Origin of the sequence: Cryobacterium sp. TMT3-29-2, assembly GCF_004564305.1 — a bacterium.
Taxonomy (GTDB): Bacteria; Actinomycetota; Actinomycetes; order Actinomycetales; family Microbacteriaceae; genus Cryobacterium; species Cryobacterium sinapicolor.
The window spans coordinates 1-12,975 of record NZ_SOGK01000039.1; the positions used below are offsets into that span (position 1 = coordinate 1).

General features: G+C 68.1%; 11 protein-coding genes and 2 tRNA genes. 5 read left to right on the forward strand and 8 right to left on the reverse strand.

What is annotated here, in order from left to right; all coding sequences use genetic code 11:
- Positions 1-584, forward strand: a 584-nt coding sequence (locus E3O67_RS05180) for an HNH endonuclease signature motif containing protein (protein WP_135102163.1), incomplete at its 5' end; no start/stop codon positions are given.
- Positions 585-743: 159 nt separating this feature from the next.
- Here the strand turns inward: E3O67_RS05180 and E3O67_RS05185 are convergent.
- The 5 genes from E3O67_RS05185 to serS all read right to left on the reverse strand — a co-directional run bounded on the left by E3O67_RS05185 (position 744) and on the right by serS (position 4,512).
- Positions 744-834, reverse strand: a tRNA-Ser gene (locus E3O67_RS05185).
- 89 nt (positions 835-923) lie between these two features.
- Positions 924-2,186, reverse strand: a complete 1,263-nt coding sequence (locus tag E3O67_RS05190; RefSeq protein WP_135102165.1) for an LCP family protein — start codon at positions 2,184-2,186, stop codon at positions 924-926.
- Between the two features lie 41 nt (positions 2,187-2,227).
- Positions 2,228-2,312 (reverse strand) — tRNA-Ser (locus E3O67_RS05195).
- A 122-nt stretch (positions 2,313-2,434) separates the two neighbouring features.
- Positions 2,435-3,247 carry an HAD family hydrolase gene (locus E3O67_RS05200; RefSeq protein WP_135102167.1) on the reverse strand — a complete coding sequence of 271 codons (813 nt, stop codon included), beginning with the start codon at positions 3,245-3,247 and terminating at the stop codon, positions 2,435-2,437.
- Complete coding sequence (serS, locus tag E3O67_RS05205; RefSeq protein ID WP_134430365.1) at positions 3,244-4,512, reverse strand: serine--tRNA ligase; 1,269 nt, start codon at positions 4,510-4,512, stop codon at positions 3,244-3,246. Before serS ends, E3O67_RS05200 begins: the two co-directional genes overlap by 4 nt.
- Before the next feature lie 48 nt (positions 4,513-4,560).
- On the opposite strand from serS, the gene E3O67_RS05210 reads away from it, so the two are divergent.
- Positions 4,561-5,553 carry a diacylglycerol kinase family protein gene (locus tag E3O67_RS05210; protein WP_134430368.1) on the forward strand — a complete coding sequence of 331 codons (993 nt, stop codon included), beginning with the start codon at positions 4,561-4,563 and terminating at the stop codon, positions 5,551-5,553.
- Positions 5,554-5,587: 34 nt separating this feature from the next.
- Here E3O67_RS05210 and pheA read toward each other — a convergent pair whose 3' ends face one another.
- Entirely contained in the window at positions 5,588-6,529 is a 942-nt protein-coding gene (gene pheA, locus E3O67_RS05215) for a prephenate dehydratase (RefSeq protein WP_135102169.1), read from the reverse strand.
- A 36-nt stretch (positions 6,530-6,565) separates the two neighbouring features.
- Here pheA and pgm point away from each other — a divergent pair, with 36 nt between their 5' ends.
- The gene (gene pgm / locus E3O67_RS05220) at positions 6,566-8,182 is read left to right on the forward strand and encodes a phosphoglucomutase (alpha-D-glucose-1,6-bisphosphate-dependent) (RefSeq protein ID WP_135102171.1); all 1,617 of its coding nucleotides are present in this window, start codon (positions 6,566-6,568) and stop codon (positions 8,180-8,182) included.
- A 77-nt stretch (positions 8,183-8,259) separates the two neighbouring features.
- On the opposite strand, the gene E3O67_RS05225 is transcribed toward pgm, so the two are convergent.
- Both E3O67_RS05225 and E3O67_RS05230 read right to left on the reverse strand, forming a co-directional pair.
- Positions 8,260-8,970, reverse strand: a complete 711-nt coding sequence (locus tag E3O67_RS05225; RefSeq protein ID WP_134430377.1) for an amidase domain-containing protein — start codon at positions 8,968-8,970, stop codon at positions 8,260-8,262.
- A 141-nt stretch (positions 8,971-9,111) separates the two neighbouring features.
- A complete protein-coding gene (locus E3O67_RS05230) occupies positions 9,112-9,981 on the reverse strand; it encodes a D-alanyl-D-alanine carboxypeptidase family protein (RefSeq protein ID WP_241981991.1) in 870 nt (289 codons plus the stop codon).
- Between the two features lie 128 nt (positions 9,982-10,109).
- On the opposite strand from E3O67_RS05230, the gene E3O67_RS05235 reads away from it, so the two are divergent.
- The gene (locus E3O67_RS05235; RefSeq protein ID WP_135102173.1) at positions 10,110-11,897 is read left to right on the forward strand and encodes an MDR family MFS transporter; all 1,788 of its coding nucleotides are present in this window, start codon (positions 10,110-10,112) and stop codon (positions 11,895-11,897) included.
- A 165-nt stretch (positions 11,898-12,062) separates the two neighbouring features.
- On the forward strand, positions 12,063-12,761 hold the full coding sequence (locus E3O67_RS05240) for an NAD(P)H-binding protein (protein WP_135102175.1): 699 nt from the start codon (positions 12,063-12,065) through the stop codon (positions 12,759-12,761).
- Positions 12,762-12,975 lie beyond the last annotated feature (214 nt).

Below are 12,975 nucleotides of genomic sequence, written 5' to 3' on the forward strand. Positions count from 1 at the left end.
GGGCCGACATCCTCCGCGGCGTGTTCGAAGCCGCCACCCGTGATGCGGGAACCCCGACCATGGGCGGAGCCGCCCCCACCGTGATGATCCACGTCAACCAGGCCGACCTGGCCGCCGACCGCGGGGTGGGCTGGATCGACGGGGTCGAGTCCCCGATCTCGTTGACGAGTGTGAAGCAGGCCCTCTGCGCGGGCGGATTCCAGGAAATCGTGTTCGGCCCCAACAACGAAGTCCTCACCCTCAGCACCGAGAAACGCTTCTTCACCCGGGCCCAACGCCGCGCCATCGCCGCCCGCGACGGGGGTTGCACCATCCCCGGGTGCACCATCCCCGCGGCCTGGTGCGAAGTGCACCACGTGATCCCCTGGCACCTCGGCGGGAAAACCAACATCGACAACGGGGTGCTCCTCTGCTGGTACCACCACCACAGCATCGACACCTCCGGCTGGCAGATCCGCATGGTGAAAGGCAAACCCGAGGTCAGGGCACCACTCTGCTACGACCCAACCCAAACCTGGCGGACCACGGGCAACCACCGGGCGAGGCCACCAGGGTCTCAACAGGCTCGACCACCGGGTGCGTGAGTCCCCGGGAGACAGGCCACCACGGTCATGACAGGCTCGACGACCGTGGCGTCAGAGTCAGCGCCCGGGATCGGGGCACGAACACCGTGCGCAAAGAAAATCCCCCGCAGCCGGCGATGGACATGGACATGGACACCGGAATGCGGGGGATGAAATGTGCGGAGACGGTGGGATTTGAACCCACGGTACCCCGTGAAGGGTACTCCACCTTAGCAGGGTGGTGCACTAAGCCGTACTATGCGACGTCTCCTCGGTGCCTGCAACGCAAACACACGTGGACAATCATAACCGTACGGACGGCGTCTGCACGAACCAGTGCCGACGGACACCGCCCGGAGGCTACTGGTCCTCGAGCGAGCGGCCCGCGGAGCAGGTGACGTCGCCGGCGGTCTGCCCCTTGACCGAATCGGAGAGCACCGCGGCCGGTGGCGTCGCTGCAGGGTCCGGGGCCTGTGTCGCGGCCGGGTCGGTCTCGGCGGACGGATCAGGGGCCGCTGCAGGGTCTTCGGCGGTCGGGTCTTCGGCAGTCGGAGCCGCGGCCAGCTGGAGCGAGTCGTCGGCAGCCACAGCCGCGAACAGGTCGTCGAAGTCTGGCTGCGACGGGATCACGCCGCCCTCGACGAGACCGGTCGGGACCTGTGCGAAGACGACCTTGCTGAGGTCGATGTCCTTCAGCGCCACAGCGATCGACGCCAATGTGGAGACGTCGTTGAGGCTCGTGGACAGGTTCATGTTGGCCGTCACCGCCTTGGCGAGCGAGTACACCTTGATTGGGTCGGAGAGCGTCGACGCACTCTTCACCGTGCGCACGAGGGACGACAGGAACACCTGCTGGTTACTGATCCGGGTCAGGTCGCTGCCGTCGCCGACGCCGTGGCGGGTGCGCAGGAACTGCAGCGCCTCGAGCCCCTCGAGGGTGTGCATTCCGGCCGGAAGGTAGGTGTTCGTGTACTCGTCCTCGATGTCTTCGGCAACACAGACCGGCACGCCGCCAACGGCCGTGGACATGGCCATGACGCCGCTGAACTGCACCTCGGCCGCGTAGGGGATGCTGAGACCGGTGAGCTTCTCGACCGTGAGCACTGTGCAGGCCAGGCCGCCGTAGGTGAGCGTGGTATTGATCTTCTGGCTGTCCATCGAGTCGAAGGTGCCGCCGGCAGGGTCAGGGCATTCGGGGATGGGAACGTACATGTCCCGGGGGAAGCTGATCACGGAGGCGTTCGTGTGGTCCTCGGAGATGTGCAGCAGCATGGTCACGTCGTTGAGGTCACCGGTGGAATCCACCGGTCCGAACGAGGCGTCCTGGCCCTTGCGGCTGTCGCTGCCCACCACGAGCAGGTTGACTCCGCCGGGGATGGCGTCGATTTCAAATTCTGCGCTCTCGGCCTCGTTGGCCAGCGGCACGCCGTCCTGCACGCTCGCGGCGACGTCGTACGTCGCGATCGCGGCCACGGATGCCCCGCTCACAAGAAGGACGGCCAACGACGCGGCGAGCACCTTGGCCACGGTCACAAACGGGTTGGAGCGGCGCAGACGGCCATGGCGGGCAATGGTGCTGAGCTTCTTCGATCGTATCGAGCGGGGGCGCAATTCGTCGCTCACTCAGGTCCCTTCGTTAGTGCAGGCCGTGCAGAATCGAGGTGCGGAGGGCGTGGGATTCGAACCCACGAGACATCTCTGCCCACCAGTTTTCAAGACTGGCTCCATCGGCCGCTCGGACAGCCCTCCCGGTTCGCCACCCGGCTGCGCTAGTGGAACACGCGGACGCGGACGAGCGAATACCGACCGATTCTAGCCGCTTGCAGACTCTCCACAGTGCCAGAGCATGCTGGCAGCAGGCTGGGCACCACCTACAGGCTGCTCAGAACAAGCGCGAGCCCGTCTTCGTGCACGGCTCGGGTGATCTCGCTGGCCGCCGCCAGCACGTCCTGCGGAGCCTGACCCATGGCCACTCCCCGGCCGTGGATCGACGCCCACTCCAGCATCTCGATGTCGTTGCGCCCATCACCGACGGCCATCACGCGGCTGCGCGGAATCCCGAATTCGGCGCGCACCCGCTCCATTGCGGTGGCCTTGTTCACTCCGTCGGGGGCGATGTCGAGCCAGGCCGTCCACCCGATCGCGTAGCTCACCCGGTTCAGGCCCATCCGGTCGACGATCTGGAGGAAATCCTCCATGTCGTGGTCCGGCGAGATGACGACGACACGGGTGGCGTCCTGGCTCAGCAGGTCGTCGAACTCCACATGCTCGCTGTCCAGCCCGATCGTGGCATCCGGGAACGGCTCGGTGTAGCGGTAGAAGCCGTGCTCGTCTTCGACGGCGTACCGGGCACCGACCAGGTGCGAGCGGATCTGCAGCAACACATCGGACGGGTCGAAGGTCTCGACCCATTCGCGGCGGTAGCCGGTGGGGGCGGCCGGGTCGCGGTGCAGGGTGATCGCGCCGTTCGAACAGACGACGAAGCGCGGGGTGATGTCCAGGCGCTCCAGCACCGGGAGCGTGGTGGCGGATGAGCGCCCGGTGGCGAGCATCACCTCGTGGCCGGCCGCGGTGAGGCGCCGCACCTGGTCGAGGACCCCGTCGCTGATCGTGCCGTCCTCATGCATGGTGGTGCCGTCGATGTCGAGGGCAACCAGCCAGGGGGCATCCGTCCGCGTCGTCATGCGCCCACCGGCCGAATGACGTCGATGCCGCCCAGCCAGGGGCGTAGTGCCTCGGGGACCCGCACCGAGCCATCCTCTTGCTGATGCGTTTCGAGTATGGCCACGATCCACCGGGTCGTCGCCAGTGTGCCGTTGAGGGTGCCAACGGGCGCGGTCTTGCCCGATTCGGTGCGATAACGGATGTCGAGCCGGCGCGCCTGGTAGGTGGTGCAATTGCTCGTGCTGGTCAGCTCGCGGTAGGCGTTCTGGGTCGGAACCCAGGCCTCGATGTCGAACTTGCGGGCGGCGCTGGAGCCGAGGTCACCGGCGGCCACATCGATGACGCGGTAGCTGAGACCGAGAGCCTGGAGCATGTCCTCCTGCAAGGCGACGAGGCGGTCGTGCTCGGCCTCGGCGTTCTCCGGCAGCACGTAGGCGAACATCTCCAGCTTGTTGAACTGGTGCACCCGGATGATGCCGCGGGTGTCCTTGCCGCCCGAACCGGCCTCGCGGCGGTAGCAGGTGGACCAACCGGCGTAGCGGAGCGGCCCGTCGGTCAGGTCCAGGATCTCGTCCGAGTGGTAGCCGGCCAGCGCGACCTCGCTGGTACCGGTCAGGTAGAGGTCGTCGGCGGGAAGGTAGTAGATCTCGTCGGCGTGCTCGCCGAGGAAGCCGGTGCCGTCCATGATCTCCGGTCGCACCAGGGTGGGGGTGATCAGCGGGACGAATCCGGCCGCCAGCGCCCGGTCGAGCGCCATGTTCATCAGCGCGATCTCGAGGCGGGCGCCGATGCCGCGCAGGAAGTAGAAGCGGGCGCCGGACACCTTGGCACCGCGGGCCATGTCGATGGCGCCGAGCAGTTCACCCAGTTCGAGGTGGTCGCGCGGCTCGAAGTCGAACGTCGGCACGGCGCCGTGGGTCCGGAGGGTGACGAAATTCTCCTCGCCGCCGGCCGGGACGCCATCGATGACGGGGTTCGCGAGGGTGCGCACGACCGCGGTGAACCGCGCCTCGGCCTCGGCGGAGGCCGCCGCGGCGGCCTTGACGTCGACGGCCAGGCTCTGAGCCTGGGCGACGAGGGCCTTTTTCTCCGCGGGAGGCGCGGAGGCCACCTGCTTGCCGAACTGGTTCTGCGAGGCCCGCAGCGCCTCGAACGCCTGGATAGTGGCGCGACGCTCGGCGTCGGCGGCAAGCGCGTCGTCGACCGCCTCGACCGACGCACCGCGCACTTTCTGAGAACGCTTGATGAGGTCAGGATTCTCTCGCAGCAGCACAGGATCAATCACTGCGCCAGTCTACAAGCGCAGGGTGCGGCAGCTTGCTAGCCTTACCGCGTGGACACTCCCGATCAACCGACAGTTGTTCGGTGGGCCGCCATCGTCTACAACCCCATCAAGGTCGACCTGGACCGCCTGCGGGCGAGCGTGGCCCGCGCGGAGGCCCTGTCGGGCTGGCCCGACTCGCTCTGGTTCCCCACCGCCGCGGATGACGCGGGCAGGCAGGCCGCCCGCCTCGCCCTGGCGCAGGGCGCATCCCTGGTGCTCGTGGCCGGCGGCGACGGCACGATTCGCGCGGTCGCGGACGTGCTGCGGGGCTCCGGCGTGCCGCTGGCCATCGTGCCCCTCGGCACCGGCAACCTGCTGGCCCGCAACCTGGGCCTGCCGCTGACGAACCTTGACGAGGCAACCAGGGTTGCCTTCACGGGCGCGGACAAACCGATCGACGTGGGGGTGGCATCCGTGCGCACCGACGACGGCGCCCTGGCCGACCACGTCTTCCTCGTGATGGCGGGCATCGGCATCGACGCCCAGATGGTCGTCAGCACCCGGCCCGAACTGAAGCGAGCGGTGGGCTGGCTCGCCTACGTCGACGCCGTGGCGCGCGTGCTCCCCCGGGTCAAGCCGTTCCTGATCCGCTACAGCCTGAACGGGCGCCCGCACCGGCCAGCGCACGTGAGCACCATCCTGATCGGCAATTGCGGTCTGCTGCCGGGGAATATCCAGATTCTGCCGGATGCCCGCATCGACGACGGCATCCTCGATATTGCGATGTTGCAGCCCAAAGGCGTGTTCGGCTGGCTCGCGATCTGGCGCCGGGTGACGTGGGAGAACGGCGTTCTGCGGCGCTCGGCGGTGGGGCGGCGGATCATCGCGCGCACCGATTCGACCACCGCACGGGTGATGACGACGCTGCGCGCCGCCGATATCCGGATCGTCGTGGTCGAGCCCCAGGAGTTCGAGGTGGACGGCGACGCGCTCGGCCCGGTGCGATCGGTGTCGCTCTTCACCGACCCTCTCTCCCTGGTGCTGCGGGTTCCCGCCGCCTGAGGGCCGGACTGCTGGACCGGACTGCTGGACCCGGTCAGGCTTCGGGCTCGCCGAGCAGCCCGCTCAGCCAGCTGCGCGCGCCGATAAAGACGTCGTCGTCGTAGCGCGAGGTGAACTCGATCGGCTGCTTGTCGGCCCGCGGGTACGAGCCGAGGAAGATCACCTCGGGGCTGAACCGGCGCAGGCCGAGCAGCGCGTCGGCGACGCGTTCGTCGTGGATGTGGCCGTCGGCGTCGATCACGAACCGGTAGCGGCCCATGGCGTCGCCGATCGGGCGCGACTGGATCAGGCTGAGGTTGACGCCCCGGGTGGCGAACTGCTCGAGCATCTCGAGCAGGGCGCCGGAGCGGTCCTCGGGCAGCTCGACGATCAGGCTGGTCTTGTCGGCGCCGGTGCGGGGCGGCACGGCCGTGGTACGGCTGACGAGGACGAAGCGGGTGACCGCGTTGGCGTTGTCGCCGATGGCGCGGGCGAGCACGATCACATCGTGGTGCTTCTCGATGCCGGGCGGGGCGATGGCGGCATCCGCCTGCCCGGTATCGACCAGCGACGCCGCTGCGGCCACGTTGCTCGACGCCGGGAGGTGGCCGTGATGCGGCAGGTTGGACTCCAGCCAACGGCGGCACTGCGCGTAGGCCACCGGATGCGCGTTGATGGCTTTCACATCGGCCAGCACTGTGCCCGGGCGAGCCACCAGGACGAAGTTCACCGGAACCAGGTACTCGCCGATGATGCGCAGGCCGGGCACGCTGGCGAGGGCGTCCTGTGTGGCGGACACGCCGCCGTCGACGGAATTCTCGATCGCGATCATCGCGGCGACGCTGCGGCCGGACACGACGTCGTCGAACGCCTCACCCACGTTGTTCACGGCACGCCACGTCTTGCCCTGGGCCCGGACGACCTGGGCGAGGGCCGCCTCGGTGAAGGTGCCAGTCGGCCCGAGAAAGCTGTAGCTGACATTGCGCGACTCGGACATGGAGATCAGCCTAGTTGCAGTGCAAGACTGGGGACCATGAACGAACGCGCGGGCACAGCGGCCCTGGAATCTGACCTTGTCGATGTCGAAGCATTGGTGAAGGCCTACTACGATCTGAAACCGGATGTCACGGTGCCCGCCCAGCGGGTGGCCTTCGGAACCTCCGGCCACCGAGGGAGTTCCCTCAACACGGCTTTCAATGAAGACCACATTATCGCGACCACCCAGGCGATCGTGGAGTTCCGCGCCGCCCAAGGCATCACCGGGCCGCTCTTCATCGGCACCGACCCGCACGCCCTGAGTGCGCCGGCCTACACGACCGCCCTCGAGTTACTCGTCGCCAACGGCGTGCGGGTGCTGGTCGACGAATTCGACGACTACGTGCCCACTCCGGCCCTCTCGCACGCGATCCTGGCCTACAACCGGGCCGGCAACAGCGATGAGGCCGACGGGATCGTGGTCACCCCAAGCCACAACCCGCCCACCGACGGCGGTTTCAAGTACAACCCGCCGCACGGCGGGCCGGCCGACAGCGACGCCACCTCGTGGATCGCCACCCGGGCCAATGAGCTCATCGCCGGCGGACTCAAAGACGTGAAAATGAGCGAGCCCAGCGCGGTCGAAACCTACGACTTCCGTGGCGAGTATGTGAACGACCTCGAGAACATCATCGACATGGCCGCCATCAAGGCCAGCGGCATCCGGATCGGTGCCGACCCGCTCGGCGGCGCGAGCGTGGGCTACTGGGGCGCGATCCGCGATCGTTACGAGCTCAACTTGACCGTGATCAACCCTCACGTCGACCCCACCTGGCGCTTCATGACCCTGGACTGGGACGGCAAGATCCGGATGGATCCGTCGAGCCCCTCGGTGATGGCATCCGTCGCCGCCCACAAGGACGAGTTCGACATCGTCACCGGTAACGACGCCGACGCCGACCGGCACGGGATCGTCACCCCCGACGGCGGGCTGATGAACCCGAACCACTTCCTGGCCGTGGCCATCGACTACCTGTACAGCCACCGCGAGGGCTGGCGGGCGGATGCCGCGATCGGCAAGACACTCGTCTCGTCCACCATGATCGACCGCGTCGCGGGCTTCCTCGGCCGCGAACTCTGGGAGGTGCCGGTCGGCTTCAAGTGGTTCGTTCCGGGCCTGATCGACGGTTCGGTCGCGTTTGGCGGCGAGGAGAGCGCCGGCGCGAGCTTCGTGCGATTCGACGGCACCGTCTGGACTACCGACAAGGACGGCATCCTGCTGGCCCTGCTCGCCTCGGAAATCCTAGCCGTGACCGGCAAGAGCCCGAGTCAGCGCTACGCCGAGCTGGCCGCGCACTTCGGCGCCCCGGCCTACGCCCGCGTGGACGCGGCGGCGACGCCCGCCCAGAAAGCCCAGCTGTCGAAGCTCGACGGCGACGCGATCACGGCGACTGAGCTCGCGGGCGAGAAGATCCTCGCCAAGATGAGCCACGCTCCCGGCAACGGTGCGGCGATCGGCGGCGTCAAGGTCGTCACCGAGAACGCCTGGTTCGCGGCCCGGCCCAGTGGCACCGAGGACGTCTACAAGATCTACGCCGAGTCATTCAAGGGCCCGGAGCACCTGAAGCAGGTGCAGATCGAGGCCAAGGGCATCGTCGACGACGCGATCGCCTAGCGGGCCCGGTGCGCCGTTGCGCGGGTGGCTCACCGCCCGTTCAACGGCGCAGCACCCGCGCAGGCCGACAGTCAGAGCTAGGGAATGCTCCAGTAGTACGCCGTGGCGCCCGGGTGCTTCTCGGTGATCGCGTAGTCGACGGATCGGAAGTCGGTGTCGTCGGTGTGGCCGGCGTAGTAGATCTGGATGTCGTCGCCGGAGCCCTCGATCCGGGTGACGACCCCGGTGTGGTCGCGGTCGCCGGAGTTGTCCCAGTCGAACTGGGCGACGTCGCCGAGCTTCACTTGGTCGCGCTGGTCATCCGTCAGGGCGGTGGCGCGGCCGGACTGCGCCACGTAGTCCCGGAACGCGGTGGAGCTGATCCAGGGCGAGGACGTGTCGAAGTCGGAGCCCGTTCCCTCCGACCACCACTGGTCGTCCATGGTCCAACCCCGCTCGATCAGGGACTGGCTGGTGAAATTGACGCAGTCATTGTCGGTGATGACGCCGTAGGCATCCGTGTTGTAGTCGGTCCAGTGGGCCAGCATATAGCTCACCTGCGCCTGCACCTGGGGGTCGACGGGAACCGGTTCTCCGACCTCCGCGGGGACGACCCGCTCGGTAGCCGTCGTGTCGGGCTCGGTCTCGTCGGCCTTCGGCGCGGCCTGCGTGGAGTCTGCGGCCGGGGTGGCCGTTGCCGCGGCCGTGGGTTCACCGCTGGACGCCCCGGCCACTGCGGCCGTTCCGGCCACGAGGCCACCCAGGACGAGCACGGCAGCGACGATACGGAAACGTCGGGTCAGAACCACAGAATTCTCTCTTCGATCGGGGTGCCACCGGGGGGTGTGGCAGACTCACCCCTTTTGGGGGACGGAATATAGGTAATCACACTTATCCGGGAAATGCCCGGGCGCCCGACACGCCGGGCCGGCGAGGAGGCGAGAGCGGGATCAGTTGTAGCCGGGAGCCGCCGGGAGCCCGAAGAACTCCTCGAGGGTGGCCGTGCCGGTGTCGTGCATTTCCGTCGCCAGTTCCGGACCGATATAGCGGAAGTGCCAGGGCTCGTAGCCGTAGCCGGTGATCGCCACCTTGTCGGCCGGGTAGCGCAGCAGGAACCCGAAACGCCAGGCATTTCCGGCAAGCCACTGCCCCTGTGGGGTGCCGCCGAAGCAGGCATCCAGCGAACAGTTTCCAGGCAGCGCGCTGATGTCGATGGCCAGACCGGTCTGGTGCTCGCTGGTTCCCGGCCGGGCGGTGCTGGTGTCGGCGAACGCCTGACCATTGTCGGCCACGTCGCGATTGTAGACGTCCACCTGGGTGTCGTGGCTGCGATAGGAGCTCTGGGACTGGAGCGCCAACCCGGTCTCGGCGGTGAATGCCGCGAACAGGGCGACGGTTGCCTCTGACGCCTCGCGGCGCAGTTGCGGGCTCCAGACGTGAGGCACGGGAACGTCGATGAGGTCGGTCGGCGCGTAGTCGATCGGGTTCAACGGGCGGGTCTTGTCGACGACGACCCAGAGACTCGACGGATCATCGAGCGAACGGGCGGCCCGGTCGAACAGGGGCATTTCTACCGGGTCCGGGGAAACGGTCGGAGCCGCCCGAGCGGGAGTGGGCGTCGAGGGGGGGCCGATGCTCGGCTCGGTGCCGGGCATCGGCGTCGACGTGACCAGTGGACCGGCCTCGAGGGGTTTGGTCCCCCCGGTCAGGGCTCCGGCCGTCACCGCTCCGGCCCCGAGTGCGAGGATGACGATGGACAGCAGAACGATGCGCCTCCGCCGAAACGGTTGCGCCACCCCCAGTGCCCGATCTCCCCACACGATGCCGAGCCTAGTCCCGCCGAGGGTGCACGACCTTCCGCCTCTCCGACGATGCTTGAAGAATGGTTGCTGATCGTGTAACTTTGCGCACGATGCAAACTTCTACCGCCCCAGCCGCCCCTCCGCTGATGTCCCACCGCCAGATCCTCTTCGTCATCTTCGGACTGATGGCCGGGATGTTCCTCTCCGCCCTCGACCAGACCATTGTGGGAACGTCGATGCGCACCATCGCCGACGACCTCGACGGCATGGCGCTGCAGGCCTGGGTGACAACCGCCTACCTGATCGTGTCCTGCATCAGCACGCCGATCTACGGCAAGCTCAGCGACATCTTCGGGCGCCGCCCACTATTCCTGATCGCGATCACGATCTTCCTCGTGGGCTCGCTCCTGGCCGGCCTGGCGAACTCGATGTACGAGCTCGCCGCCTTCCGGGCCATCCAGGGGCTCGGCGCCGGCGGCCTGATGGCACTCCCCCTGACGATCATGGGCGACATGCTGGCACCGCGGGAGCGTGCGAAGTACCAGGGATACTTCCTGGCCGTCTTCGGGCTGTCCAGCGTGATCGGTCCGCTCATCGGCGGCGTCCTGTCGGGCTCGGACACGATCCTTGGGATCACGGGCTGGCGCTGGGTCTTCCTGATCAACCTCCCGATCGGCGTCATCGCCCTCGCCATCGTGCTGAAGTTTCTGCACGTGCCCCATTTCGCCCGGCCGGTCCGCATCGACTGGTGGGGCGCGGTGACCGTGATCCTCGCGGCCGCGCCGCTACTGCTCGTGGCCGAGCAGGGCCGCACCTGGGGCTGGGCCTCCACCCCCTCGATCGCCTGCTACGTGATCGGCGCCCTGAGCATCGCGGCCTTCATCCTGGCCGAGCGACTGATGGGCGACGACGCGCTCATCCCGCTAAAACTGTTCAGGTCGTCCACGTTCAGAATGGCGACCATCCTTGGGGTCTTCGTCGGCTTCGGCATGTTCGGCGCCATGATGACCGTGCCGCTCTACCTGCAGCTCGTCAACGGGGCAACCCCCACCGAGAGCGGCTTCCTGATGCTGCCGATGATCGCCGGACTGATGGTCTCCTCCATCGTGAGCGGCCAGCTGATCGCCCGCACCGGGCGCTACAAAATGTTCCCCACCATCGGCACGGCCTTCATGTCGGCCGGCTTCCTGCTCTTCACCTTCGCCACGGCGGACAAGCCAGTCGGATTCATGATGGCCGGGATGCTCCTGATCGGTCTCGGCCTCGGCCAACTGATGCAGACGCTCACCATCGCCAGCCAGAACTCGGTCGGGCCGCGGGACATCGGCGTGGCGACCTCCGCCTCCACCTTCTTCCGGCAGATCGGTGGCACCCTCGGCACGGCAGTGCTGTTCTCGGTGTTGTTCACCCGCATCCCGGACACGATCAACGCGGCCTTCGGCAACCCGACCATCGCCTCCGGGGTCAGGGCCGCCGCGACGGACCCCGCCGTGCAGGCCGACCCGGCGAACACCGGCATCCTGGCGCTGCTGGCCGATCCGGGCAGCGTGGGCGGAGCCCTCGACGGGGACACCTCCTTCCTCAACGCGGCCGACCCGCGGCTCGCGCAGCCCTTCCTCGTCGGCTTCAACGACGCATCCGTCACTGTCTTCTGGGTGAGCCTCGCCGTGGTGCTGGTCGCATTCGTGCTGAGCCTCTTCCTCAAGGCGCCGCCGCTGCGTAACACCTCCGCCCTGCAGGAGGCCGCGGACGAGAATGCGGCCGAGCTGGCCGAGCTGGCCGAGCAGGCCGAGCAGGCCGAGCAGGCCGAGCAGGCCGAGCAGGCCGAGCCGACTCGGGATGCTCAGCGGGCCGCCGACAGGATGGGCGCCCTGATCGAGCCCGGGGTCGACGTCGACGAGTTCGAGCGCGCGCCGCGCCCGAAGCCCAGCTAGCGCCGAACCAATTCGACGGAGATTTTGCTCTCACCGTGCCGTTTTTGGGTCAAAACAGCGATCTGAGCGAAAATCTCCGTCGAATTCGCACGGGGCACCGTGTCCTGGGCGGCCGGGACCGGCGTACGCGGGAATTGTGCGGGCCGACGGGGCGTTGTAGGTGCCATGCGTATTGTTATTGCAGGTGGACACGGAAAAATTGCTCGGCAGCTCACGCGGGAGCTCGCGAAGGGCGGCCACGAGGTCGTCGGGCTGATCCGCACTGAGGATCAGAGAGCGGATCTCGTCGCTGACGGGGCCGTTCCGGCGGTGATCGACCTCGAGCAGGCCCCATCGGCCGAGGTCGCCCGCCTCCTGGCCGGCGCCGACGTCGCGGTTTTCGCCGCGGGCGCCGGGGCGGGCGGCAGCGAGGAGCGCCGTCAGGCCGTCGACTTCGGCGGCTCCGTGCGGCTGGCCGACGCGGCCGAGGCCGCCGGCGTGGCGCGCTTCATCCAGATCTCGTCGACCGGCACCGAGAAGGTGCGGGACGGGCAGACCCCTGCGGATGTCCCGGCGGACTTCCTGGGTTACCTGCAGGCCAAACTGGCGGCCGAAGAGGACCTCATCACCCGACCCCTGGCCTGGACGATCGTTCGCCCCGGCGGCCTGGTCGACGAGCCCGCAACCGGTCTGGTGCGGCTGAACCCGGCCGGCCCCGGCTTGGCGGAGGATCGCGCGACCGTGCCCCGCGGGGACGTCGCGGCCGTGCTGGCCGCCCTGATCGAGACCGGCGCTGCCCCACGCCGGGTGTTGCATCTGGTCTCCGGCGACACCCCCGTTGCGGCCGCCGTGGCCGCTTTCGCCTCGGGCGGCGTCGACCACTGAGCCCCGACACTGACCTGAGGGCACTGACCTTCCGGCGCCGACCTGAGGGCACTGACCTCTCTGCACTGACCTGAGGGCACTGACCTCTCGGCGCCGACCCGGCCACGCCGACCCCTCGCGGGACCCCGCGAGGGGTCGGCGCTTGAATGAGCGGGGGATGTCTGGCAGTCTGTGAGAGCGCTCTCATCAGTGAGATGATGGGGCCGTCCCCGGC